Genomic DNA, 24,571 nt, shown 5'->3' with positions numbered 1-24,571 from the left:
GATCAGTTTTGCCCGTGGTCCTGAGAGGCGCCTGAGAAGCCGATGTGAGCTACCCGTCAAGTCTTGGGGCCACCGGGGCGTTCCAGTGCCGCCACAGGGCCAGCAGCCGCAGGCCCACGATGACCGCCGAACCGGCCAGGCTCACCGGGACCGCGGGCAGGTCCAGTTGATCACCGACGACGACCACGAACGCGCCCGCCAGCGCCGCGACCGCGTAGATCTCCCGCCGCAGGACCAGCGGGATCTCGCGCAGCAGCACGTCGCGCAGCGCGCCGCCGCCGATGCCGGTGGTCATGCCGACCAGGCACGCCGCGTAGGGCGGCGCGCCCAGCGCGAGCGCGGTCGTGGTGCCCGCCGTGACGAACAGGCCGAGGCCGAACGCGTCGAGCAGCAGCACGGACCGGCGCAACTTCGCCACGGTCGGGTGAAAGCGGAAGACCACCAGCCCGGTGACCGCGGCGACGGCCAGGTAGGGCCAGCGCACCAGCGCCACCGGCGGGTGCACGCCCAGCAGCACGTCCCGGATCGTGCCGCCGCCCAGCGACGTGGTCAGGGCCAGCACGGTCACCCCGAACACGTCGAGCCTGGCCCGGACCGCGGCGAGCGCGCCGGAGGCGGCGAACGCGGCGATCCCGACCAGCTCCAGGGCGGTGAGCAGCACGGCTGCCCAGGTTAGAAGAAGTCGGCCAGTCGGGGCACGCCCGGTGCGCCGACCAGCCGGTCGAGCAGCCTGCCGTCGCCGTCCAGCAGGCCCGCGCGGCGCAGCGCGTGGCTGTCCTGCATGCCGCTGAACCACGGCCCGAGCGCGCGGGCGTGCAACCGCACCTCACCGCTGCCGCCCGGCTCCACGCGCACCCGGCCGTCCTCCACCACGAGCCGCCGCCGCCCCGCGTGCCACGGCGCGTGCCCGTCGACCACCTCCAGGTCGACGGCCGCGGTGAGCCCCCCGGCGGCGGGCCAGCCCCGCGCCGCCACGGCGGCCGGCAGGTCCACCACCCGCAGCAGCCAGGCGGACGCGGCCACGGTGAACTCGATCGCCTGGTCGGTCAGCAGGCCGGTCACGGCCGGGTCGACGACCCGCAGGGACACCCGGTCCAGCGGCCCGGACCGGCTCCGCACCTCGCGCAGCAGCCCGAGCTGGGTGGCCGCGTCCCGGCCGACCAGGTCGAGCACCCGCAGCCCGTCGGGGCGGCGCGTCGCGGTCAGGTACCCGCGCACCTCGCCGTCGTGGCCCGGGACCACCGACACGACGTCCAGGTCGAGCACGTCCCCGACCTCGACGGCGGGGGCGCTGCGGTCGAGCATGCCGTTGACCGTGGACGCCAGGTCGACGTAGCAGGCGTGCAACGCGGGCAGGTCGCCCGCCACGGCGGGGCGCGACGCCGGCCGCCCGGCCGCGGGCAGCCGGTCGGGCGGGAGGTCCAGGTACTCGAACACCCCGGCCCGCTCCCAGCCGCGCGACCGGTAGAGCGCGGGGACCGCGGCGTAGAGCACCGACAGCGCCCGGCCGCGCTCGCGCATGTCCCGCAGGGCCGCGTCGAGCAGCGCGCCCGCCACCCCGCGCCCGCGCGCGTGCGGGTCGACGGCGACCCCGCCGACGCCGCCCATGGGCACCGTCGCGCCGCCCCAGAACTGGTGGTACTCGCCGATCGTGAGCACCCCGGCGACCCGCCCGCCCAGCTCGGCGACCAGGCACCGGCGGCCGGGGCGGGGCGGTCCGGGGTCCGACCGGCCGAAGGCGACCCGGCGCAGCCGGTCGACCTCCCCGACGTCGTCCCCGGTCAGCTCGCGGATGCGCACACCACCCTGCCTACCAGGTGAAGAACCCCTGGCCGGTCTTGCGGCCCAGGTGGCCCGCGGCGACCTTCTCGCGCAGCAGCGCCGGCGGGGCGAACCGGGGGCCCAGCTCGGCGGCCAGGTGCTCGGCGATGGCGAGCCGGACGTCCAGGCCGACCAGGTCGGTCAGCCGCAGCGGCCCCATCGGCCAGCCGTAGCCCAGGCGCATGCCGGTGTCGATGTCCTCGGCGCTCGCGACGCCCTCCTCCAGCATCCGGATGGCCTCCATGCCCACCGCGACGCCGAGCCGGGAGGTGGCGAAGCCGGGCGCGTCCCGCACCTCGATGACGGTCTTGCCCAGCTCCTCGGCCCAGGCGCGGGCCTTCGCCACGACCTCGGGCGACACGCCGTCGTGGTGGACCAGCTCGACCAGCTGCTGCACCGGCACGGGGTTGAAGAAGTGCATGCCCAGCACCCGCTCGCCGGGCAGGCCCTCGGCCAGCGCGGAGATCGACAGCGACGAGGTGTTGGACGCCAGCACGGCGTCGGGGCAGGCGCTCGCGGCCGCGGCCAGCACGCGCCGCTTCAGCCCGACGTCCTCGGGCACGGCCTCGACGACCAGCTCGGCGGCCACCGGCTCCAGGCGCTCCACCACGGTGAGGCGTTCCAGCAGCTCACCGGGCACGCCGTCGAGCCTGCCCCGGTCCGCGGCCCTGGCCAGCGACGCCTCGACGGCCCGCCGCGCCGCCAGGACCCGGTCCGCGCCCGCCTCGACCAGCACCACGTCGTGGCCGCCGGCCAGCAGGAGGTGGGCGATCCCGGCTCCCATCGTGCCGCCACCGATCACCGCGGAGATCATGCGGACCCCCTCCTTGTAACACCTCGGGGCTGGTTTCCGGGCCGGACTGTAACACCGGCACCATGGACGGGTGCGGATCATCCTGCTGCGCCACGGGCAGAGCCTGGGCAACGTCGACGAGCTGGCGTACTGCCGCGTCCCGGACCACGCCCTGCCCCTCACCGGGCTGGGCGAGGAGCAGGCCCGGCGGGCGGGGCCGCGGATCAGGGAGCTGCTGGGCGGCGAGCCCGCCGCGGTCTACGTGAGCCCGTACGTGCGGACCCGCAACACCCTGCGGCACCTGGGGCTGGGCGCGCTGGCCGAGCGCACCGTGGCCGAGCCGCGGCTGCGCGAGCAGGACTGGGGCAACCTCCAGGACCCGGTCCAGCAGGAGGTGCTCAAGCACCAGCGGCACGCCTACGGCCACTTCTTCTTCCGGCTGCCCAACGGCGAGTCCGGCGCCGACGTGGACGACCGCCTGGCCGCGTTCCTGACCGACCTGGAGGCGCGGATGCGGGCGCCGGGCCACCCGTCCACCGCCCTGGTGGTCTCGCACGGGCTGACCATCCGGCTGCTGTGCCGCCGGCTGTTCGGCTGGAGCGTGGAGCTGTTCGAGTCGCTGTCCAACCTCGACACGTGCGAGGACCGCGTGCTCACCCACGACGGCGCGGGCTGGCGGCTGGACCGGCCGTTCGACCAGTGGCGCGCCTCCCCGGACGGCGAGGCGCAGGGACCGATCGGCTAGCGCCCGCCGGACTCCACAGAGGACCGCGGCGCCGGTGCGGCGGGCACCCGCTGCCGCACCAGGCCGCCCAGCGAGGCGCAGCCCGCCACGGCCAGCACCGCCAGCGCGGGCCAGTCGAGCACCAGGTGCCCGTCGTGGCCCACCACGAAGCTCGCGTACAGGCCCCAGCACTGCACCACGGTGAGCGCCGAACCGGCCACCGTCGTCCACCACGAGACGGTGCCGACCACCAGGACGAGCAGGACCAGGTCGAACACCGGCCAACTGCCCGCCGCGGCGGTCACCGCGACACCACCGGCGAAACCGAGCGCGGAGCCGTGCGCTGTGCCAATCATGACCGACCATTGAACGCCCGGTTGAGACGGACGCCACCCCCTCGGCGGCAAGTTCACTGGATCGCGTGAGGCACGATCGTCCGAATGAGCTTCTACGACGTGCTGCACCGCCGGAGGGACACCCGGGGTGAGTTCACCGGCGCCCCGATCCCGCCGGAGGTGCTGCGCCGGGTCCTCGGCGCCGCGCACGCCGCACCCAGCGTGGGCCTGTCCCAGCCGTGGGACTTCATCCTGGTCCGCGACGAGCACACCCGGCGCGCCTTCCGCGACCACGTCCAGGCCGAGCGCAGCGTGTTCGCCGCGGGGCTCGACCCGGAGCGGGCGGAGCTGTTCGAGCGGATCAAGGTCGAGGGCATCCTGGAGTCCACCCTCGGCGTGGTCGTCACCTACGACCCCGACCGCGGTTCGCCGGCCGTGCTGGGCAGGCACGCCATCGCCGACGCGGGTTTGTACTCGGTCTGCCTGGCCATCCAGAACCTGTGGCTGGCCGCGACCGCCGAGGGGCTGGGCGTGGGCTGGGTGAGCTTCTACCGCGAGGAGGTGCTGCGCAGGCTGCTGGGCATCCCCCGGCCGGTGCGGCCGGTGGCCTGGCTGTGCGTCGGCCCCGTCGAGCGGCTGCCGGACGCCCCGGACCTGGAGCGGCACGGCTGGCGCAACCGGCTGCCGCTGGAAGAAGTCCTGCACCAGGAGCGGTACACCCGGCGTCCGGGCCGGTAGCCTGTGTTAACCGTGCCGGCGGCGGGCGGGCCCGCGTACCCGTCCCGCCGAGTCGGAATGGAGTGTCAGCGCGAGTGGAGCAGCCAGAGCCGCCTCCCCCCGACCGGGCGTGGCAACCGGACCTAGAGGTCAAGGCGTTGCTCAACGCCGGGCGCCTGCCGGAGGCGAACACCCTGTTCGACCGGGTGGTGAACCGCCTGCCGGTCGCCGCCGACCGGTGGCAGCGCTCCGCGGCCCTGGTCAACCGGGCCAAGCTGGCGTGGCGGCTCGGCCGCATCCCGCTGGCCCTGGAGCTGGCCGCCGAGGGCTGGACCGACCTGGACGGCGAGCCCACCGACAACCCGGCCGCGGCGCAGGCCATGCACGCGCTGGGCTACCTGCTGGAGGGCATCGGCAACCGGCGGGCCGCGGTGGACATGCTCCGGCTGTCGGTGCAGGTGGCCCGGCGGGCGGCCGCGCAGTCCGAGCTGGGCGCCGAGGTGCTGGGCCACTGCCTCCAGGCGCTGGGCGGCACGCTGAACTTCCGCGCCATCTCCTCGCCGCCGGAGCTGGCGCCCGCGATCTTCGAGGAGGCGCGCGGCCACCTCAAGGAGGGCCTGGGGCTGGCCCGGGACCCCCAGATGCGGCGCGCGCTGCTGGGCGCGTACAGCCGTTCGCTGGCCGGCGTCGGCGAGCTGGCGCAGGCCGAGGAGCACGCCGCGGAGACGCTGCGGCAGGCGCGGGCGGCCGACGACAAGTGGGCGATGGCGGTGGCCAACTGGGTGCTGGCCGTGGTCCGGCGGGAGCAGGACGAGCTGGTCGAGGCCCGCACCCTGGCCAGCCGGGCGGTGGCCGCGTCCGAGGCGATCAACGACCCGTCGCTGCTGCTGCGCTTCTCCCTGGACCTGGCCGACATCTGCGCGCGGATGAGCGACCACGTGGGCGAGGCGGCGGCGCTGCGCTGCTCGGTCGCGGCGGGCAAGACCGCCACCGAGACGCTCCAGGAGGGCCTGGCGCAGGCGCTGGAGCAGCGGCGGGTGGCCGTGCAGGCCCAGCGGGTGGCGGTGGCCGCGCAGGAGGCCGCGGCTCGGGACCCGCTGACCGGGCTGGCCAACCGGCTCGGCCTGGAGCGCGCGGCGCCGACCCTGCTGGAGAGCACGGCCGCCAAGGGCCGGGTGCCGTGGCTGGTGCTGGTGGACGTGGACCGCTTCAAGGGCGTCAACGACGACGCGGGGCACGCGGCGGGCGACGCGACGCTGCGCGAGATCGCCCAGCTGCTGCGCCGCGAGTGCCGGGCCGACGACCTGGTCGCGCGGTGGGCGGGCGACGAGTTCGTGGTGCTGCTCGGCGACGCCGGCGGCGCGCACGACGTGGGCCCGGCGGTGGCCGAGCGCATCCGCGCGGCGGTCGACCACCACGACTGGACCGTGGTGCTGGGCACGGTCCGGCGGCCCACCGTGAGCATCGGCGTGGCCGCCGGGCCGGCCGGGCTGGACGAGCTGTTCGCCGCGGCGGACATGGCGCTCTACCGCGCGAAGCGCCACGGCCGCAACCGCGTCGAGGTGGAGCCCCTGGTGTCGGAGGTCGTCAGCGGGAACTGACCACGGCCCGCTTTGTTGACCGATCGTTCTGGTACGGCTACCGTGGCGGCATGGCCAGGACGAAGGAGTTCGACCCGGACGCGGCCCTGCGGGCGGCCCTGGACCTGTTCTGGCGCAAGGGGTACGAGGCCACCTCGGTCCAGGACCTGGTCGACCACCTGGGGATCGGCCGGGCCAGCATCTACGCCACCTTCGGCACGAAGCACGACCTGTACCTGCGCGCCCTGGACCGGTACTGCGAGGAGGTCGGCGGCCGGGCGGCCTACGCGCTCTCGCCGTCGGGCCCCGCGCTGCCCGCGGTCCGGGAGCTGATCCGCTCCTTCGCCGACGAGGCGCTGGCCGACCCCGACCGCAAGGGCTGCTTCGTCACCAACACCGCGGTCGAGTGCCTGCCGCACGACGAACTCGCGGCCCGGCGCGTGGACATCGGCCTCAACAGCCTGGAGGCGGCCATCGCGGGCGCCCTGGTGCGCGCCCGCGACCAGGGCGAGCTGCCCGCGGACCGGGACCCGCACGCGCTGGCCCGGTTCCTCGTCACGGTGGCGCAGGGCATCCGGGTGATCGCCAAGCGCCCCGACCCGCGGCGCCTGCGCGACTCGGTCGACCACGCGCTGTCCCTGCTCGACTAGACCCGCTCCGCCCACTCCGCCGGCACCGCCGGCGCCGCGTGCTGCCCGAATATTGGAACGACCAGTCTAGAATGGATCTTCGACCATGGATCGACGAGCACTGCTGACCTCCGGCGCCACGGCCGCCGCCCTGGCCGCGACCGGCGGCGTCGCCCGCGCCGCCGAACCCCGCCCGACCCCCGTCCCCTCCGACGCCGCGCTGGCCCGGTCGCTCGGCTTCCGCAGCGCGCACGCGGACGTCAACGGCACGCGCCTGCACTACGTCATCGGCGGCCAGGGCTCACCGCTGGTGCTGATGGGCGGTTGGCCGCAGACCTGGTGGCAGTTCCGCAAGGTCATGCCCGCGCTGGCCCGGCGGCACCGCGTGGTCGTGGTCGACATCCGCGGGATGGGCGGCTCGGCCAAGCCCGCGACCGGCTACGACAAGAAGACCATGGCCCGCGACGTCCGCGAGCTGATCGCGGTGCTCGGCCTCGGCCGGGTGGACGTCGCGGGCCACGACATCGGCGCGATGGTCGGCCACAGCCTCGCGGCCAACCACCCCGAGGCGGTCCGCAGGCTGGCCCTGCTCGACGTGGCGCACCCGGACGAGAGCATGTACGACCTCACCCTGGTGCCGCGCCCCGACCAGCCGTTCTTCCTCTGGTGGTTCGCCTTCAACCAGGTGCCGCTGCTGCCCGAGGCGCTGCTCGCCGGCCGGTTCCGGCTGCTGGTCGACCACCTGTGCGGGCTGATGCTGAAGGACCAGGGCGCCATCGCCGACCGGGACCGGTCGATCTACGCGGACGCGTACTCGTCCCCGGACGCGGTCCGGGCGGCCAACGGCTGGTACCGGGCGTTCGCCCAGGACGTCCTCGACCGGCGGGCGCACCCGCGGCTGGCGTTGCCGGTGCTCGGGCTGGTCAACGAGGACAACCCGGACCAGTTGGCGGTACCGCTGCGCCGGCACGTCGTCGACCCCGCGATCAGGGTGGTCCGGGGCAGCGGGCACTACCTCGCCGAGGAGCGGCCGGACGCCGTGGCCGGCGAGCTGCTGGCGTTCTTCGGCGCCTGACGACCGCGCGCCGACCGGGTCGTCACCGACGGCCCGGTCGGCGTCGGGGCCGGTCGGGGCTTCAGGCGATCAGGCCGCCGCGGAAGGCGACCAGCGCCGCCTGCACGCGGTTCACCGCGCCGATCTTGCCCAGCACCGAGGAGACGTAGCCCTTCACGGTCGCCTCGGACAGGTGCAGGGTGCCGCCGATCTCGGCGTTGGACATGCCCTGCCCGATCAGCACCAGCACCTCGCGCTCGCGCTCGGACAGCGAGGCCAGCAGGCGCCGCGCGGGTTCCGCGGCCCGCTCGCCGTCCGCCACCGCGGCCAGCACCCTGGCCGCCACGCCGGGGTCGAGCACGGCGCCGCCCGAGGCGAGGTCGCGCACCGCCCGGACCAGCTGCTCGGGTTCGGTGTCCTTGAGCAGGAAGCCCGAGGCGCCCAGGCGCAGGGCCTCCGAGACGTACTCGTCCACGTCGAACGTGGTCAGCATGGCGATCCGCGGCGGGTCCGGCACGGCGCGCAGCTTGCGCAGCGCCATCAACCCGTCGGAGGACCGCATCCGGATGTCCAGCAGCAGGACGTGCGGGCGGTGCTGGCGCGCCAGGTCGGCCACCAGGTGCCCGTCGTCGCACTCGGCCACGACCTCGATGTCGCCGGCGCTGCTGAGGATCATGCGAAGGCCGGACCGGACGAGGTCTTCGTCGTCGGCCAGCATCACCTTGATCACGACGCCTCCCCGCGTTGGCGTTTCGTGTTCGTACCCGTTCAGCATCGCGCACGAACACGCAAGCTGACGTTAATTCACCGTTATCTCACCACGGAAAGACGACGTCGAGGCCGTTGACAGTTGCCAGGCGAATTCCGAGGTCAACCGGCTACCGGGCGTAGTGGTCGCAGGTCAAACGCGAAGGTCTTTCGCGATTGTTTACGGATGAGTAACGTGCATCACACGATCCCTGCCTGGAAGGAGCTTCGCGTCATGCGGAGAGCCGCCCGATCGCTCGCCGTCGTGTGCTTACTCGCCGCCGCCGCCGTCACCGCACCACCGGTGGCGCGGGCCGAGCCGATCCGGACCACAGCCTTCACCCCCGACGACTACTGCCTGGGCCAGTGCAACGACGTGCTGCCGCCGGGCCAGAACGGCAACGCCACCCTCACCGACATCCTCGCCCACCAGGTGTTCGGCACCCGGCCCGCGCACGCCGCGGACCAGCTCGGCAAGTACGACGCCCTGCCGTCGGGCTACGGCGGCCTGACCAACGAGCAGCTGGGCGCGTTCTTCAACGACGCCTCCTTCGGCGTGCCCGCCGACCAGGTGGAGAGCACCATCCGGCCGCGCGAGGACGTGACCATCGTCCGCGACAAGGCCATCGGGATGCCGCACGTCTACGGCACCACCCGGTCCGGCACCGAGTTCGGCGCCGGGTACGCCGCCGCGCAGGACCGGCTGTGGCTGATGGACCTGTTCCGCCACCTCGGGCGCGGGCAGCTGACCGGGTTCGCCGGCGGCGCCGAGGGCAACCGGGCGCTGGAGCAGAGCTTCTTCAGCCAGATCCCCTACACCGAGGCCGACCTGCAGCGGCAGATCGACCAGGTGGCGACCCAGGGCCCGCGCGGCGCGCAGGCGCTGCAGGACGTGCGCGACTACGTCGCGGGCATCAACGCCTACATCACCGCCGCGGTCAACGGGCGGTACTTCCCCGGCGAGTACGTGCTGACCGGGCACGCCGACGCCATCACCAACTGGAACGACATCCAGCCGTTCCAGCCGACGGACATGGTCGCCATCGCCGCCGTGGTCGGCGGCCTGTTCGGCGCGGGCGGCGGCGGCGAGGTGCAGAACGCGCTGGTGAAGCTCGCCGCGCAGAACCGCTACGGCGCCGAGGCCGGCGACCGGGTGTGGCGGTCGTTCCGGGAGCAGAACGACCCGGAGGCCGTGCTGACCCTGCACGCCGGGCAGCGCTTCCCGTACGCGACCACGCCCGCCGCGCCGCAGGGCGTGGCGCTGCCCGACGGCGGCGCGGTGACGCCGGAACCCATGGTCTACGACCAGGTCGCAGCAGGACAGTCCACTGTGGACGTGCCGGACGACCTGAAGGCGTTGGAGGGCTTGTTCGCCGACGGCGTGCTGCCGCGCGACCTGCTGACCCGCAAGCAGGGCATGTCCAACGCGCTGGCGGTGTCCGGCGCGCACACCGACTCCGGCAACCCGATCGCCGTGTGGGGCCCGCAGACCGGCTACTTCGCGCCGCAGCTGCTGATGCTCCAGGAGCTCAACGGACCGGGCCTGCGGGCGCGCGGCGTGTCGTTCGCGGGCGTGTCGATGTACGTGCAGCTGGGCCGGGGCGTCGACTACTCGTGGAGCGCCACCTCCGCCGGCCAGGACATCACCGACACCTACGCGGTGGAGCTGTGCGAGCCCGGCGGCGCGGCGCCCACGGCGTCCTCGAAGCACTACCTCTTCCACGGCCAGTGCCTGCCGATGGAGCGGCTGGAGCGCAGGAACGCGTGGAAGCCGACGGTCGCCGACCCGACGCCCGCCGGCTCGTACACCCTGGTGGTGTACCGGACGAAGTACGGGCTGGTGCAGAGCCGCGCGCGGGTGGGCGGCAGGTTCGTCGCCTACACCTCCCTGCGGTCCACCTACCAGCACGAGGTCGACTCGATCCTGGGGTTCCAGGAGTTCAACGACCCCGGCGCGATCCGGTCGGCGCAGGACTTCCAGCGCGCCGCCGAGCGCATCGGCTACGCGTTCAACTGGTTCTATGTGGACTCGCGCGACACCGCGTACTTCAACTCGGGCGCGAACCCGGTGCGCAAGGCCGCCGTGGACCCGCACCTGCCGGTGAAGGCCGAGCCCGCGTACGAGTGGGAGGGCTGGGACGCCGACCGCAACACGGCGAGCTACACGCCGTTCGCGCAGCACCCGCAGTCGGTGAACCAGGACTACTACATCAGCTGGAACAACAAGCAGGCGCTGGACTACTCGGCGTCGGGCTACGGCATGGGCTCGGTGCACCGCGGCGACCTGCTCGACGACCGGGTGCGGGCGCTGATCGCGCGCGGCCCGGTGACGCGGGCGTCACTGACCCGCGTGATGGCCGAGGCGGGCGTGGCCGACCTGCGGGCCGAGCAGGTGCTGCCGCTGGCGCTGCGGGTCATCGACAGCGCCCCGGTCACCGACCCGGCGCTGGCCGCCGTCGTCACGCAGCTGCGCGACTGGCAGCGCTCGGGGTCGTTGCGCAAGGAGACCTCGCGCGGCAGCAAGGCGTACGCGCACGCCGCAGCCATCAGGGTGCTCGACGCGTGGTGGCCGAGGCTGGTCGAGGCCGAGTTCAAGCCGGGGCTCGGCGACGCGCTGTACGGGCAGCTCACCCGGGCCCTCCAGGTCGACGAACCGCCGTCGGACGCGCACGGCACCGCGCCGCACAAGGGCTCCTCGTTCCAGAACGGGTGGTGGAGCTACGTGCACAAGGACCTGCGGTCCGTGCTCGGCGAGGACGTCCAGGGGCCGCTGGGCGAGCGCTACTGCGGCGGCGGGGCGCTGGCGGCGTGCCGCCAGGTGCTGCTCGACAGCCTGCGCGCGGCGGCGGCCGTGCCCGCCACGGCGGTGTACCCCGGCGACTCCTCGTGCGCGGCCGGTGACCAGTGGTGCGCCGACAGCATCATCCACCGCGCCATGGGCGGCATCACGCACGACAAGGTGAACTGGCAGAACCGGCCCACCTACCAGCAGGTCGTGCAGTTCCCGTCCCGCCGCGGGATGGAGGTGCGCAACCTGGCCACCGGCGCCACCGCCACCGCGAGCAGCCATGAACGCGGGTGGTACGAGTCGCCGCCCGCCAACGCGGTGGACGGCAGGGCGGACACCCGGTGGGCCAGCGACTGGTCGGACGGCCAGTGGCTGCGCGTCGACCTGGGCGGGGAGCGCACGGTGGGGCGCGTGGTGCTGTCGTGGGAAGCCGCGCACGCCAGGGCCTACCGGGTCGAGCTGTCGGTCGACGGGGCGCAGTGGCGGACGGTGCACGAGACGACCGCGGGCGACGGCGGGCAGGACGTCGTGGCGTTCACACCCCAGCCGGCACGATTCGTACGAATGACGGGTATCCAAAGGGCGACGAGTTACGGATACTCGGTTTACGAGCTTGAGGTCTACGTCTCGTAGGCCGGTCCGCAGGAAGACCCCGGTCCACCCCCAGGGACCGGGGTCTTCCACCTTTTCGGGCCGGTGGCGGTGCCGGGCACCGTCCGCTGTGGACCGGTGCCCGGCGGCGCTACGGCAGCGGCCTGGCCCCGTTCGCGTGGTGGGCCCCGTTGACGCGCGGCGGCAGCTCGTGGTGGTTGGGCGGCAGCTCGTAGCTCTGCCCGGGCAACCCCACCTGCTCGGCGAACTCGGCGGCCACGGTCGAACCGCCGTAGATGCCCAGCGCCTTGGCCAGGTGGAGGCGCACGTCGGTGCGGTGGCCGTCGTCCAGGCGCGGCAGGGCGCTCTCGAAGCTGGTCACCAGCGTGTCCGCCCAGTGCCGGTCCCGGCGGTCGGCGGCGATCTCGACCAGCTCGGCGAGGTGCCTGCTCAACGAGACGGCCTGCTCGACCTGGTAGCCGTTGCGCATGAGCCACCAGATGGTCGCGCTGGACAGGTCGGTCAGCACCTCGTCGCGCAGGTACTTGATCTCGGCCCGCTCCGCGTCCCGCTCGGCCTGGCGCATCGTGGTGGTCTGCAGCAGCTCGATGTGCTTGCGCGCCATGGCCAGGTCGGAGTCGTTGACGGTCAGCGACACCCCGTCGGCGCGGGCCCACACGTGCGTGCCCTCCACCTGCCGCTCGGCCGCGAGCTCGTCCCCGAGCTGGTGCTGGAGCGGCACGTGGTGCACGAGCATCGTCCGCTCGGTCAACGCCCGGGCCCGCTGGATCACGTCGTTGACGGCCGCGTTGCGCGGCGAGTTGTGCCGCACGCCGGTCGTCAGGTCGACCCGCCAGTGGATCGTCATCTTGACGTGGAAGTCGAGCCCGTAGACCGCGCTGGGCAACGGCGACTCGAACGGGTGCTGGTGGGTCGTGGCAGCGGGCACGAACGTGTACTCGTCCGGCTTGGTGCGCACGCGGCGCCACCAGGCGCGGGCGGAGCCGAGGGGGCCGGGGCGGAAGTCGGGCCAGGGTCGACTGCTCATGCGATGGCTTTCGTCAGAGGGGAGGTGCCCCCTCTGTACCTCACGGGGGCGCGCGGGGAGAAGACGGGCGGGGCCACTTCGCCCGGACAGCCCACGGGTGGTGGGGCCGGATCTCACCGGGGGTGCACGAAGCTGCGGCCGGGCGGGTGACACCCCCTTCGGTGCTGCGGGGGTGGGGGACCGGGTAGGCTGCGTGTCGCGCCCTCGTAGCTCAGGGGATAGAGCATCGGTTTCCTAAACCGTGTGTCGCAGGTTCGAATCCTGCCGGGGGCACTCACCTTTCGCCGGGTGAATCAGGCCCTGAGCTGCATCTTTGCGCTCGGGGCCTGATCTTTTCCGTGGGTTGCGGGCTGTGATCGGCCCCTGTTCCCCGGGGTTCCGGACTGCTCCGAGCTTCGAACGGGGTCCGAGGGCCTTGGCGGGTCACTCGTCGAACAATCCTTCGATGGTCTTGTTCACCGTCGCCCGCCTACGTACTTCCGAGCCATGGCGAGACCGCGACGTGACGCACGTCATACGGCTACCCGGCAAGCGAACACCCCGCTGTCAGGCGCGGTGCCCCACCGGTCGACGTGGTCCCGCAGGGGGCCGATCAGGACCGACTGGACGGGCACCGGCCCCCTGGCCCCGGTGCTGCAGGCCCCGCGCCGGTCGTGCCCCTCTCGGAGTCCGTCCACCACTTGCCCGCCGCCGACCTTAGACTTCCCGAGCATCAACGTTTCGCAGCCGTCCGAACACAGCCCCAGCCGTCGCCAGAGCATCCACAGTGCTCCTCCGCGTCGTCGCAGCCGCCTCCGACCACTTCATGTCCATATAGGACTGCGAGGGCATCGGCGGAGCCGGTCATACTTGGCCACGTCCGCAGCCGCATGAGCAGGCCGCCGACGCCGGCACCAGCAGCCACACCAGCGCCACCACGGCAGCGATCCACTTCGCCCTACCCGGCCGAGCGCCCACGAACGGAGCCGGATCCACCTACTCCCCGCCGCTCATCACGCACCCCCGGCGGGGGTGGAAATCAACGGCAGCCATCCCGGACACGCACAGCAAACAAGCTGGTTAGGCGCATAGACACCGAACTTCTCGCACGCCCCACAGGGGCGGCCATTACGCAACTTCCACACATTCAGGGTAACCGCAGGACTTGACGCACGTCCCCCGACGCCAGATACCCTCGACACGACCGGACCCCTTTGATCAGCCAATGTGTGCCGGTCACGTGAGTCGCCGGGAACAGTCCAAGGCCCGCCAAGACTGTCGGACAGTTTCCGGCGACTCACACCAACCAGCGAGAGAAGATCAGTTGAGAGTCATGCACTCACTGATTCGCCCACGTGTTCAGCCAAGTGCGCGATGAACGCCCGTGACTCCTCCACGCCCATCGCATTGGCCAGCAGCAACCGAGCCGACTCCTCGTAGAAGCCAGTGTCTCGCGGCTCGTCGAAGAGCAGACTGTACGGCGTAGCACCAATATGCACTACCGGCCGAAACTGCGGCGACCGCATCAGCGTGAACGAGTACAGATCCCAGTAGCCGAATGACGCATCCTGCCCGACAACCCGAACATCCACTTTCCTGGTGTTGCCGAGCCAGAACAGATGCATCAACTGACCCCACGCCACCTCACGATCACCACTCAGGTGCCGCAAGGTCAACTCCCGAACCACGAACGTGCGCTTGACCGGCACACCGACGTTCAACACCTTCTGCCGTGCCTTCCGCGCAGCTACGCACCGCTCGACCTCGTCCGCCGACAGATGGACACTCCGCCCGAACAGCTCGCGCATATAGTCCTCTGACTGCACGAGCGCCGGAACCCCCACCGCCTCGTAAGAGAAGAGTTGCCGGGCCGCCGCCTCATGCCGACGCACCGCCGACACCTCATCGGCCCCGCCCACGCCATGCCCCTGGATCAGATATCCGCCGTCAACATCACGACACAAATCCATGACACGCTTGAAGGTCTCAGAGTCGACGTGGTAGGCACCAAGCAGACGAGCAACGTTACGCGCATCGGTCTGCCGATGCCCGGACTCCAGTTTCGACAACCACCGCGCCGAGAAACCCAGCACCTCCAACAAGGCGCCAACCTTCATCCCCGCACGACGTCGGGCCTCCCTCAATTCGGCACCCAACATCCTGCTCCTCACGGTCGTCTCCGACCGCAAATCATCGACATCAGCCACAACGATCCCCACGGTCAGCCGAGCCACCGTCAGCGCGGAAACTCGACGATCTCGAACAAGTCGTCAAAGGCCATCGGAGCCAGCGCGGTCAACGCGCTACCGATGAACACCGCACCAGGCCGAAGATCCCCAGCCCTCACCCGCACCACCGTCGAACGATTGACCTTCATCGCACGCGCAAGCGCATAATCGGACGGGAACCCCGCCAACTGAACGGCTTTGTCGAACGCATCGAAACGAAGCTTCACCGTGTACGCCATCAGGCACCACCAGCACCGTCTCGCCCTTTACCCGCAGCACCGTCAAGCGCAGCGCGCCCCTCCTCGATGGCAGCGGCCAGCCGCGGCAATGCGTCGTGATCCACCACCAACACCGCCGGGAACGCGTTGCCGAAACGCAGCTCCACCCGCCCCGCGTAAGCCAACGGCTCGACCCTGATGGGCAGATGAGCCGTGACGTGCAGGCGAACCAGGTCACCCACCAACCTCACGCGGCCTTGGCCGACTTGGTGACCACCGACGCCATGCCCGAGGCACGCAGGCTGTACCCGAGCTTCGCCCGACACCGATGCCGCTCACCAACATGAGCACCCCAGCACGCCTTGTCATCGATCCACGGCGTCACCGTCAGCCCCTCGAACACCACCGGCCGCACATCGGTCCCAGGAATCGCCTCCGGCGGCACCGGCTGGTGCGGGGCGGCGATCTTCACCGTCACCACCGCATCGGCCCTGCGCTCCGCCGCCTGGTCGATCACCAACACCGACCACACCAACAGCCCGGACTCCTTGTCCGTCTCCTGCTGGGGCGGCAACCCCTTGACCCGCTCCTCCGCCGACTGGAACCTGAGGACGGGCTCCACCCCCATCACCAGAGCCCCACGCGGGAAGACGAAGTCATGAGTCACCGGGAGCCTGCTCCCACCCGTGATCACCACAGCCGTACTCCTGCCTCGGCATCGGCCGGACCTGCTGTCCGGCACCTTGACACCGATCACTTTCGGCGAAAAACGGGGACGTCAGCACCACACAGCGGGACAACTAGAGACGTCCTTGATACCGTCGAGTCGTCCCGACTCGTGCCGCGGGGGTGCACATGCCCAACCAACGCCTACGAGACTCGTTGCTGCGCAACGGTTTCGACCTCACCCAAGTAGCCAGGGCCACCGGCGTAGACCCCAAGACGGTCGAACGCTGGATCAACCTCAACCGGACCCCGTACCCCAGGCACCGCCGAGCCATCGCAGCCATGGTCAGGGAGTCCGAGACCTACCTCTGGCCGGACGCGATCGCCCCGGACGCCAAGAAGGAGATCACCAAGTCCGAGGTCGTGCAGGTCTACCCGCACCGCCACTCGGTGCCCCAAGAGCTATGGGCCCAGCTCATCGACCAGGCCCGCATGAACATCTCCATCCTGATCTACTCGGGCATCTTCCTCACCGACAACCCAAGCCTGATCAAAACCCTCCGCAGCAAGGCCGAAGCAGGCGTCAAGATCCGCCTACTCTTGGGCGACCCCGCCAGCCGAGAGGTAGCCCGCCGCAGCGAGGAAGAGGGCATCGGCCGCGGCACCCTGGCCGCCAAGGTCCGCAACGCCCTCGCTTACTTCAGGCCCTTGGCAGAGACCGGCCACGCCGAGATCCGCTGCCACCGCACCACGCTCTACAACTCGATCTACCGCTTTGACGACGAACTACTGGTCAACACCCACGTCCACGGCTTCATGGCAGCCCATGCCCCGGTCCTGCACATCCGCCGCCTCTCCGGAGGCGACCTGTTCGAGACCTACGCCGAGAGCTTCCAAGGCGTCTGGGACGACGCCAAGCCACCCAAGTGGTAGGCAGAGACACATGGCACGCACCGATCACTACCACGACCCCAACGCCCCCACCGCAACCAACATCGTCGTAGCCGTGACCGCGTTCGTCCAAGACGACCAGGGCCGCCTACTGATGATCCGCCGCACCGACAACGACCTCTACTCCATCCCCGGCGGCGCCCAAGACGTAGGCGAGACCATCGGCCACACCGTCATCCGAGAGGTCAAGGAAGAGACCGGCATCGACGTAGACCCCACCGACATCATCGGCGTCTACTCCGACCCAGCCCACGTCATCGCCTACACCGACGGCGAAGTCCGCCAACAGTTCTCCATCTGCTTCCGCGCCACACCCACCGGAGGCGAGCTGCGCACAAGCAACGAATCCAGCGAAGTCCACTGGGTAGCCCGCGAAGACCTAGACGCCCTCAACATCCACCCATCAATCCGCCTCCGCATCGATCACGGCTTCCAAGCCCGCACCACGCCCTACTTCGCCAAGTGACCTAGCCCAGCTGCCCTCAGCCGCTCCTCAGTTCGATCCACTGCATCCACCAATTCAGAGGTTGCCCGTTGTATAAAGGTCGAAACTAGGTCGCCCGGCCCGTATCTCGCCTGAATCTCTTCGATCCGCTCACGAACGTTCGTAACCAGTCCATCTGGCGTTGTAGTCATATCAGCCCACCAGAGCGCATCACGAACTGCCGTCTTCTCGTCGTCCCATTCCGCCAATTCGGCCGAGAGCCCTCTCAGGTCAGCCTCTCGATATGCACAAGTGTGGTTGGCAACCAGAGAGCACAAACGCCGGGAAGTTCCAATAGATGCAAGATAAAGCGCTCCATCAAGTGGATGAAAATTTGTTTTCGAAATTCTCCGAGAGTATCCAATATCGTGAAGAATGGCAGCCGAGGCCAGCACTTCCGCATCCATTGCTTCGAACATTGACGATATACTCACAGCACGCTTCGCCACACCTTGGACGTGACTCCAGCGACGCGGCAGTTCAGTAGCAAGAAGCGAAGCCGCAAGCCTCGCAGATGCCTGGTAGTCCATGCTACGAGATTATACGAGCTTGCCCGCGTAGGTACAGGATCCAGCGCCTCCACTCTGCGCGATTGAAAACATTTACGCAGAAGAGTTCAAGAAGGAACGAGATGAGAAACCCCAGTCTTCAGGCGCTTTTCAATGCCAATGAAGCAGAGTTTCGCAACACATTAAACCTAGCTAGATCGACTTTCAATCACCTCGGAGAACGGGGTGGACACGTTGAAGAATTTTTCAGAAGTTTCCTGGAGCGTCAACTGCCACGGCGCTTGACGGTAAGCCAAGGAGAGGTAATTGATGTCGCAGGAAATAGGAGTGCACAAGCCGACGTACTCATACTGAACGAAGACCAGCCAGCCAACATGGCAAATTCGTCCTCCGGACTATACATAGTTGAAGGCGTATCGGCGGTCGGAGAGGTCAAGTCAGTGCTCACCAAAGACGCCCTTGCAGACACAATTAATAAGGGAAGAAAGCTAAAACGTTTGCGCGTAAGAGAAGAACCCGGGTCGTCCATGCTCGCCGTTGGAAGTGACCCCAGAAGGTTCGGCGCTTGCCCACCGTTCTTTCTATTCGCTTACTCGTCGTCAATCAGTGAAAGCGCACTGGAAGAGCTGCTTGGCGAAGCCGCCTATGTCCCTCCCGCCCCAGGAAGCCATATCGACACAACAAACGATTCAGCATTGCCACCGCTGGACGCAATATTCATCTTGGACGAATACAGCGTACTTAACTACTGAAGAAACGACGGTGCGATGAGAACCGATTTCCCTCTCATGAACGGCTGGCTCAAACTGGACGATTTGACGATTCTAAGTCTTATGATGCTGTGGTTGCATGCCGCCATGCCGCGCGTAATCCGTTACCGACCCCCAGTCCTCAAGTACCTGAGCAGTATGCTGGAGGTGCCACCAAGCCAGTAATGGTTATCTGCCGAATTGCGCTCTATGGGATCAAGGCGCGCCGCCTGCGGGCAACGCGCGGCCGGGCGGTCGGCACGGTGGCACCAACTCCCCGCATCACGGCACGCCGGGCTCCCGCTCCGCTCCGCCCGGCGACCGTGCACGGAGTCGGTGCACCCGGTCCGGAGGCGGCGCGCAGAGGCAACGGGCATGACGATGCATCGGGACAACGCCGTCTGGGCGCAACGGAGTTGGAGCCGGGGAGTCCCGCGGTCACGGTCGGGACGATCGCGCGGTCACGCAGCCGGGGTGGGCTGGGCGCGGCGATCGGCTGCCGCGACGGCTTCGCCGTCTTGCCATCGGATCTTGGGCACATTGACGAGAGGGTCACTGGAAGACGGCACACGATCTGCGGGCTCCTCGCGGACTGGGGACGCGGCGCAGTAGGCATCAGGTCCAGGTCTCAGCAGGTCAGGGTACGCGCGACGCACCTTGGGCCACGCGCCTTCCTAAACCGTGTGCCGCAGGTTCAAGTTCTGCCGGGGACGCTCACCACCCACTGGCGGGATCAGGCCCCGGCCAGCAGAAGCGCACTCGTCTGCCCCTCCGACACCACACCTGTCCACCCGGGACTCGACTCCTCAAGCCCTCCCAGCCACCACCGCAACTCGGCTAGACCTCCCCGACCTCCCGCCGACACACGTCGATCACCCGATCGCGCAACCACCGGTGGGCCTGGTCCGCGTCAAGCCGAACGTGCCACAGCAGTGACACGGTCACCGAGGGGGCGCGGAACGGCAACTCAAAGGAGCGCATCCCCTCTCGAAGGTCCGCAGTATGGCGCTCGGGCACCGTGGCCACCAGGTCGGTCGCCCGTGCCAGCGCCAGCGCGGCGCCGAACCCGTCCACGACCGTCACGACCTCGCGCACCGCCGGGCGCAAAGCCTCGTCCACCAACCCATCGGTCAGGCCACGCCGAGAGACGTGCACGTGTCGCGCGGTGGTGTACCGGGTCGCTGTCACCTTGCCGGTGGCCAGGGGATGCCCGTCGCGCACCACACCGACGAAACGGTCGGTGAACAGGGGCACGCCCACCACATCCGGTGGGAGTTGCCGCTCCACGACCCCCGTCTCCAGGTCGACACCGTCGCGCAGCGGCCCCAGGCTCTTCTTCTCCTTGCGCGAGAACAGCAACCGCACGCCCGGTGCCTCGCGGCCGACCGAGGCCACCAGCGCAGGACCGAACCGCTCCACGAAACCGTCGCTGCCGCGCAGCGCGAAGGTCCTCGTCAACGTCGCCAGGTCGAGCTCGGCGGCGGGCCGCAGCACCTCCTCGGCTTCCGCCACCAGGCGGCGCACGCGGTCGCGGAGGTCCAGGGCCCGCGGTGTCGGCACGAGGCCGCGGCCCGACCTCACCAGCAGCGGGTCGCCGGTGGCCCGGCGCAGCCTTGCCAGGGCCCGGCTCATCGCGGACGGGCTGAGCGCCAGGCGTTCGCCGGCCCGCGTCACGCTGCCCTCGTCCAGCAGCACGTCCAGGGTGATCAGCAGGTTCAGGTCGGGGCGGGCCATGCGGGCAGGATCGCACAGCAGCTGACATGGCGTCTGGTGCACAAGTGGGTTTACATCTTTGCGCCTTCCGGCAGGGTCGAGGGGTTCATAGCGTTTCGGTGCAATCGCTCGACGAGGAGGAGCACCCACTTGAACCCCAGGCTGATCGCGTTGTCGTTGTCCGTGCTCCTGCCGTCGTTGGCCACCAGCATCGCCAACGTCGCCCTGCCCGACGTGGCCTCGGGTCTCGGCGCCCCCTTCGCCGACGTCCAGTGGGTCGTGATCGCCTACCTCCTGGCCGTCACGACGCTGGTCGTCGGGGCGGGCCGGCTCGGTGACCTCGCGGGGCGGCGCCGCCTGCTGGTCGCCGGCACCGCCGCGTTCACCCTCGCCACGCTGCTGTGCGGCCTCGCGCCGGACCTGCCGCTGCTGGTCGCGGCCAGGGCGCTCCAAGGCGCCGGCGCCGCCTGCATGATGGGGCTGACCATGGCTTTCGTCCGTGAGAGCGTGCCGGTGGAACGCACCGGCAGCGCCATGGGGCTGCTCGGCACGATGTCGGCGGTGGGCACGGCGCTGGGACCCGCGCTCGGCGGGGTCCTGGTCGCCGCCTCCGGGTGGCGCGCGGTCTTCCTGGTGGGCGTGCCGCTCGGCCTCGTCGCGCTGGTCCTGGTGATCCGGGTGCTGCCCGACCCCGCCCCCTCGCCCCGGCGGTTCGACACCCCGGGCACGGTGCTGCTCGCCCTGACCCTGGGCGCCTACACGCTGGCCACGACCGCGGCCGGTCCGTGGTTGCTCGTCGTCGCGGCGGCGGGCGCGGCCACGTTCGTCGTCGTCGAGAAGCGGGTTCCCTCCCCGTTGGTGGCGCCCTCGGCGTTCCGCGACCCCGGGCTGGTGACGAGCGCGCTGGTCTCCACCGTCGTGATGACCACCCTGGTCGTGGGGCCCTTCCACCTGTCCCTGGCGCTCGGCCTCGCCCCGGCCGCGGTCGGCCTGGTGATGTCGGCGGGTCCCGCGGTCGCCGCCCTCGCCGGCGTCCCGGCGGGGCGCGCCACCGACCGCTTCGGCACCCGGGGGCCGGTGCTCGTCGGGCTGGGCGGCGTCGTCTGCGGCACCGCGGCGCTGTCCGTGACGCCCGCGTCCTCCGGTGTCCTCGGCTACGCCCTGCCCCTGGTCGTCCTCACCGCCGGCTACGCGCTGTTCCAGGCGGCCAACAACACCGCGGTCATGGGGGACGTGCCCGCGGACCGGCGCGGGGTGGTCTCGGGGCTGCTGACCCTGTCCCGCAACCTGGGGCTGGTCACCGGGGCCTCGGCCCTCGGTGCCGTCTTCGCCGCGACCGCCGGCGACCTCACCACCGCCTCACCGGCGGACGTGGCGCGCGCGACGCACTGGACCTTCGCCGTCGCGGCCCTGCTCGCGGCCTGCGGCCTGCCCCTGGCGCTGCGGCGGGTCCGTCAGCCCGCCTGACCCGGCTCCTCCGCCGCCCCCGGCAGCCGCCGCTGCACGCCACCGGCCATGGCCAGCAGCATGTCCTTGGCCTGGCTGAACGGCATGGCCTGGAGCAGCGCCTGGGCCGTGCCCGCGTCGCCGCCGCCGATGAACTGCGGCACGTTCGCCTTGACCCACTCGCGCAGCATCCGCTCCAGCGCCACGTTCTGCGCGCCCAGCAGCTCCACCATCGTGGTGAGCTTGATCAGCTCCAGCTTCTTGCGGGCCTCGTCGACCTTCACCCGTTGCAGGCCGATCAGGGTCCGCACCTCCTCGTTCGCGAGGGTCGCCTCCAGCTCGGCCAGCTTCTCCTGCTCCAGCTTGGCGAGCTCCTGCTGGTGGGCGATCTTGCGGCGGATCGCGTTGATCTCGTCGTCGTCGCACCGGAATTCCTCCAGCGTGGTGGCCAGCGCCCGCACGCCGAACGGGACGAGCGCCTGCCGCACCTCGTCGGCCAGCTCGTTGCACACCGCGTCGTACTCGGTGATGAACTGCTGGATGCGGTAGTGCGCGGAGATCCGGCGGAAGTAGCCGGTGACCCTGGGCGCGAGGTCCTTGTCCACGAACCGCTGCACCGACTCGCGCCCGTCCTGCCCGTCGGCGCCGTAGCGCTGCACGAGCCGGGGCGCGGCCTCCGGCGGGATCTCCACGGTCTGCTTCATGTCCAGCCACACCCGGTGCCCCTGGACCTCCAGCACCACCTGGTCGAGCGCGGCGTCCAGGTTGGACTCCGACTTGTCCTCGGCGTTCCACTCCAGCACCAGCACGCGGGTGGGCACCTTGACCACCTTGGCGAACCACGGGTTGATCGCGTACCGGCCCGCCTCGGCGAGCGTGTCCTGCTGCACGCCCATCCACCCGCCGTTGCGGAGGAAGTCCCACGGGCGCTGGAAGTCGGCGTGCCCCTCGACCGGCGGGCCGAGCCGGCCGGGCACGGGCCTCGCACCGTGGTGCGCGACGACCACGCCGGTCTCGCCGACGGCCACCTCCACCTCGCGCAGCGACGCGGGCGTCAGCTCCTCCCGCTCCAGCGCGTCCTCGGGGCTGTCCACGGTGAGCACGTCGAACAGCTCGGTGTTGATCGAGTACGACCCGCCGACCAGCGGCCGCTGCTGCCGCCCGACCACACCGCCCCCGCGCAGGAACAGCACGCCGTCCTGGTAGGAGTCGCACTCGACGTCCTCGGCGACCGGCACGCCCGGCTCGCGGTTGCGGCCCGCCCTGGCGACGACGACGCCGACGGTGCCGTTCGGCACGGTGACCACGGGGACCGTCCGCACCGAGTAGGCGAACGGGGCCAGCCAGGTCGTGGTGTCGGCCCGCAGCACCTCGGCCTGCACGCCCCGCGACCCCAGGTGGCTGACCCGCGGGTCGTCGCCGGGCCTGCGCCTGAGGCCGATGTTCTTGGTGACGATCCCGACGTGGTGGGGAGGGACCCGGTGCAGGCCCCGCCACCCCGCGAACGCGCCCACGAGCAGCACGGCGAGCAACGCGTATTCCACGGTCATGCCTCCCAGTCGCGCAGTCTGGCATGCGCGGCCACCACCGTGGACGTCCATTCGTCACGCCACAGCGGTTCCGCTTCCCGGTCGGGGTTGCGCAGCGTCGGGTAGAACGGCGTGTCGCCGTTCCCGGCGCGGGTCGCGAATCGCGCGTAGAGCGGGACCACGTCACCCGCCTCCCGCCAGCCCAGCGCCATCGAGATCTGCAGGAACGGCCGCCCCGACAGCACGACCCCGGCGAGCCGGGCGCGTTGCGCGCGGAACCCCCACCGGCCGCCGGACGCGCCCGCCCACGCGTCGTCCAGCTCGGCCAGCAGCCCGTCGCCGAGCTTGGCCACGTCCACGCGGCGCAGGAACCCGACCCGGCCGGCCTGCCCGAGCAGCGCGAGCGTGGTGCACCGGTCCGCGGTGACCAGGTCCCCCTCGGCGAGCGCGGCGCCGACAGCCGCCACGAGGTCCCGCACGCCGGGCGCGAGCGGCGGCTGGGCGGGCGCCGGCCTCGCCACCGGTTCGACGACCCGGCGGACGGGCGGTGCGGGCGCGCTCCGGACGAGGTCGGTCAGCAGCCCCGCCGTCGAAGCGGGCGGCGGTTCCGGCCGGGCGCCGGGGCGCAGGCGCAGGTAGGCGTCCTCGTGGAAGTCCTTGCCGGGCAGGCTGATCCGCACCCGGCCGAACTGCCGGGGGCGCAGGCCGCCCAGCTCCGGCAGCACCGCCCGGCGGTACAGCGGCTCGGAGAGGACCAGGGCGGTGCTCTCGCCGGGCGAGTCCCGCAGCGCCCGCCGGAGCACGTCGGAGTCCAGCAGGCGGCTCAGCACCACCAGGCCCGGACCGCCGTAGCCGAACGCGCCGGGCGTCACCACGTCGGTGTGCATGGCCACCCGGAGCCGGATGCGGGTGCCGGCGTCGTGGTCCTCGTTGTGGTCGGCGAGCCGGCGCTCCAGCTCGGCGACGAACACCGACACCAGGGCGACCAGGTCGACGCCCGCGGGCAGCACGGCCAGCTCGCCGTCGCCCGCGGGCTGGCGCTCCCACCGCGCACGGGGCAGCCCCGCCGCGCCGGACGCCTCGTCGAGGATCCGGTCGAGCTCCTTCTGGACCAGGACCTGCTGGCGTGCCACCCGGGCCGAGAACCCCTCGACGTCGACCCCCACGACGCAGTGCTCGACCAGCGACAAAGGGCCCTCCCGGCGCGGACGGGGTTTTCGGCGGCTCATTCCCGTCGCGGTAGGCCCAATGATGCGCACAAAACATTCCGCA

The 24,571-nt window shown here is 71.0% G+C and carries 24 protein-coding genes and 1 tRNA gene; 11 read left to right on the top strand and 14 right to left on the bottom strand.

What is annotated here, in order from left to right:
- Positions 1 to 49: 49 nt before the first annotated feature.
- Genes EKG83_RS03210 through EKG83_RS03200 form a run of 3 tightly spaced genes read right to left on the bottom strand, consistent with a single transcriptional unit; the run spans position 50 to position 2,635 of the window.
- Positions 50 to 661 (bottom strand): trimeric intracellular cation channel family protein, encoded by a 612-nt coding sequence (locus tag EKG83_RS03210; protein WP_033429920.1) that lies wholly within the window; start codon positions 659 to 661, stop codon positions 50 to 52.
- An 11-nt stretch (positions 662 to 672) separates the two neighbouring features.
- Positions 673 to 1,800: a GNAT family N-acetyltransferase gene (locus EKG83_RS03205; RefSeq protein ID WP_033429919.1), complete on the bottom strand. Its 1,128-nt coding sequence runs from the start codon at positions 1,798 to 1,800 to the stop codon at positions 673 to 675.
- Between the two features lie 10 nt (positions 1,801 to 1,810).
- Positions 1,811 to 2,635: a 3-hydroxyacyl-CoA dehydrogenase family protein gene (locus tag EKG83_RS03200; RefSeq protein ID WP_033429918.1), complete on the bottom strand. Its 825-nt coding sequence runs from the start codon at positions 2,633 to 2,635 to the stop codon at positions 1,811 to 1,813.
- 70 nt (positions 2,636 to 2,705) lie between these two features.
- Between EKG83_RS03200 and EKG83_RS03195 the strand changes: the two genes are divergently transcribed.
- On the top strand, positions 2,706 to 3,359 hold the full coding sequence (locus EKG83_RS03195; protein ID WP_033429917.1) for a histidine phosphatase family protein: 654 nt from the start codon (positions 2,706 to 2,708) through the stop codon (positions 3,357 to 3,359).
- On the opposite strand, the gene EKG83_RS03190 is transcribed toward EKG83_RS03195, so the two are convergent.
- Positions 3,356 to 3,694 carry a hypothetical protein gene (locus EKG83_RS03190; protein WP_153277855.1) on the bottom strand — a complete coding sequence of 113 codons (339 nt, stop codon included), beginning with the start codon at positions 3,692 to 3,694 and terminating at the stop codon, positions 3,356 to 3,358. The genes EKG83_RS03195 and EKG83_RS03190 overlap by 4 nt on opposite strands.
- An 84-nt stretch (positions 3,695 to 3,778) precedes the next feature.
- Between EKG83_RS03190 and bluB the strand changes: the two genes are divergently transcribed.
- The 4 genes from bluB to EKG83_RS03170 all read left to right on the top strand — a co-directional run bounded on the left by bluB (position 3,779) and on the right by EKG83_RS03170 (position 7,674).
- Positions 3,779 to 4,411 (top strand): 5,6-dimethylbenzimidazole synthase, encoded by a 633-nt coding sequence (gene bluB, locus EKG83_RS03185; RefSeq protein WP_051765292.1) that lies wholly within the window; start codon positions 3,779 to 3,781, stop codon positions 4,409 to 4,411.
- Between the two features lie 74 nt (positions 4,412 to 4,485).
- Entirely contained in the window at positions 4,486 to 5,991 is a 1,506-nt protein-coding gene (locus tag EKG83_RS03180; RefSeq protein WP_033429914.1) for a diguanylate cyclase, read from the top strand.
- A 50-nt stretch (positions 5,992 to 6,041) separates the two neighbouring features.
- On the top strand, positions 6,042 to 6,620 hold the full coding sequence (locus tag EKG83_RS03175; RefSeq protein ID WP_033429913.1) for a TetR/AcrR family transcriptional regulator: 579 nt from the start codon (positions 6,042 to 6,044) through the stop codon (positions 6,618 to 6,620).
- An 85-nt stretch (positions 6,621 to 6,705) separates the two neighbouring features.
- Positions 6,706 to 7,674 carry an alpha/beta fold hydrolase gene (locus EKG83_RS03170; protein ID WP_033429912.1) on the top strand — a complete coding sequence of 323 codons (969 nt, stop codon included), beginning with the start codon at positions 6,706 to 6,708 and terminating at the stop codon, positions 7,672 to 7,674.
- A 61-nt stretch (positions 7,675 to 7,735) separates the two neighbouring features.
- Here the strand turns inward: EKG83_RS03170 and EKG83_RS03165 are convergent, their stop codons facing one another.
- Entirely contained in the window at positions 7,736 to 8,383 is a 648-nt protein-coding gene (locus EKG83_RS03165) for a response regulator (protein WP_033429911.1), read from the bottom strand.
- Between the two features lie 252 nt (positions 8,384 to 8,635).
- On the opposite strand from EKG83_RS03165, the gene EKG83_RS03160 reads away from it, so the two are divergent.
- On the top strand, positions 8,636 to 11,821 hold the full coding sequence (locus EKG83_RS03160; protein ID WP_051765290.1) for a penicillin acylase family protein: 3,186 nt from the start codon (positions 8,636 to 8,638) through the stop codon (positions 11,819 to 11,821).
- A 109-nt stretch (positions 11,822 to 11,930) separates the two neighbouring features.
- On the opposite strand, the gene EKG83_RS03155 is transcribed toward EKG83_RS03160, so the two are convergent.
- Positions 11,931 to 12,827, bottom strand: coding sequence for a hypothetical protein (locus tag EKG83_RS03155; RefSeq protein WP_228122487.1), 897 nt, complete (start codon positions 12,825 to 12,827; stop codon positions 11,931 to 11,933).
- 200 nt (positions 12,828 to 13,027) lie between these two features.
- On the opposite strand from EKG83_RS03155, the gene EKG83_RS03150 reads away from it, so the two are divergent.
- Positions 13,028 to 13,100 (top strand) — tRNA-Arg (locus tag EKG83_RS03150).
- 1,037 nt (positions 13,101 to 14,137) lie between these two features.
- Here EKG83_RS03150 and EKG83_RS03145 read toward each other — a convergent pair.
- The 4 genes from EKG83_RS03145 to EKG83_RS03130 all read right to left on the bottom strand — a co-directional run bounded on the left by EKG83_RS03145 (position 14,138) and on the right by EKG83_RS03130 (position 15,919).
- Complete coding sequence (locus EKG83_RS03145) at positions 14,138 to 14,965, bottom strand: helix-turn-helix domain-containing protein (protein ID WP_153277854.1); 828 nt, start codon at positions 14,963 to 14,965, stop codon at positions 14,138 to 14,140.
- Between the two features lie 77 nt (positions 14,966 to 15,042).
- Positions 15,043 to 15,273, bottom strand: coding sequence for a hypothetical protein (locus EKG83_RS03140; protein WP_033429907.1), 231 nt, complete (start codon positions 15,271 to 15,273; stop codon positions 15,043 to 15,045).
- Entirely contained in the window at positions 15,273 to 15,494 is a 222-nt protein-coding gene (locus EKG83_RS03135) for a hypothetical protein (RefSeq protein WP_033429985.1), read from the bottom strand. Before EKG83_RS03135 ends, EKG83_RS03140 begins: the two co-directional genes overlap by 1 nt.
- Positions 15,495 to 15,499: 5 nt before the next feature.
- Entirely contained in the window at positions 15,500 to 15,919 is a 420-nt protein-coding gene (locus EKG83_RS03130; RefSeq protein WP_211269054.1) for a hypothetical protein, read from the bottom strand.
- Positions 15,920 to 16,107: 188 nt separating this feature from the next.
- On the opposite strand from EKG83_RS03130, the gene EKG83_RS03125 reads away from it, so the two are divergent.
- Both EKG83_RS03125 and EKG83_RS03120 read left to right on the top strand, forming a co-directional pair.
- Positions 16,108 to 16,851, top strand: a complete 744-nt coding sequence (locus tag EKG83_RS03125; RefSeq protein WP_033429984.1) for a DUF5919 domain-containing protein — start codon at positions 16,108 to 16,110, stop codon at positions 16,849 to 16,851.
- 10 nt (positions 16,852 to 16,861) lie between these two features.
- A complete protein-coding gene (locus EKG83_RS03120) occupies positions 16,862 to 17,335 on the top strand; it encodes an NUDIX hydrolase (RefSeq protein ID WP_033429905.1) in 474 nt (157 codons plus the stop codon).
- On the opposite strand, the gene EKG83_RS03115 is transcribed toward EKG83_RS03120, so the two are convergent.
- Positions 17,320 to 17,883: an HD domain-containing protein gene (locus tag EKG83_RS03115; protein WP_084716246.1), complete on the bottom strand. Its 564-nt coding sequence runs from the start codon at positions 17,881 to 17,883 to the stop codon at positions 17,320 to 17,322. The two genes, EKG83_RS03120 and EKG83_RS03115, sit on opposite strands and share 16 nt — an antisense overlap.
- A 101-nt stretch (positions 17,884 to 17,984) precedes the next feature.
- Here EKG83_RS03115 and EKG83_RS03110 point away from each other — a divergent pair, with 101 nt between their 5' ends.
- Complete coding sequence (locus tag EKG83_RS03110) at positions 17,985 to 18,614, top strand: DUF6602 domain-containing protein (protein WP_153277853.1); 630 nt, start codon at positions 17,985 to 17,987, stop codon at positions 18,612 to 18,614.
- 834 nt (positions 18,615 to 19,448) lie between these two features.
- On the opposite strand, the gene EKG83_RS03105 is transcribed toward EKG83_RS03110, so the two are convergent.
- Positions 19,449 to 20,345 carry a LysR family transcriptional regulator gene (locus tag EKG83_RS03105; protein WP_033429904.1) on the bottom strand — a complete coding sequence of 299 codons (897 nt, stop codon included), beginning with the start codon at positions 20,343 to 20,345 and terminating at the stop codon, positions 19,449 to 19,451.
- 129 nt (positions 20,346 to 20,474) lie between these two features.
- Here EKG83_RS03105 and EKG83_RS03100 point away from each other — a divergent pair, with 129 nt between their 5' ends.
- Complete coding sequence (locus EKG83_RS03100; protein WP_033429903.1) at positions 20,475 to 21,791, top strand: MFS transporter; 1,317 nt, start codon at positions 20,475 to 20,477, stop codon at positions 21,789 to 21,791.
- Here EKG83_RS03100 and EKG83_RS03095 read toward each other — a convergent pair.
- On the bottom strand, positions 21,779 to 23,320 hold the full coding sequence (locus tag EKG83_RS03095; RefSeq protein ID WP_051765289.1) for an SPFH domain-containing protein: 1,542 nt from the start codon (positions 23,318 to 23,320) through the stop codon (positions 21,779 to 21,781). The genes EKG83_RS03100 and EKG83_RS03095 overlap by 13 nt on opposite strands.
- Positions 23,317 to 24,489, bottom strand: coding sequence for a hypothetical protein (locus tag EKG83_RS03090; protein ID WP_051765287.1), 1,173 nt, complete (start codon positions 24,487 to 24,489; stop codon positions 23,317 to 23,319). Before EKG83_RS03090 ends, EKG83_RS03095 begins: the two co-directional genes overlap by 4 nt.
- Positions 24,490 to 24,571: the final 82 nt, after the last annotated feature.

Origin of the sequence: Saccharothrix syringae, from assembly GCF_009498035.1 — a bacterium.
GTDB classification, from domain to species: Bacteria; Actinomycetota; Actinomycetes; order Mycobacteriales; family Pseudonocardiaceae; genus Actinosynnema; species Actinosynnema syringae.
Note: the sequence above shows the minus strand (reverse complement) of the source record. Positions and strands in the feature narration are given on the sequence as shown.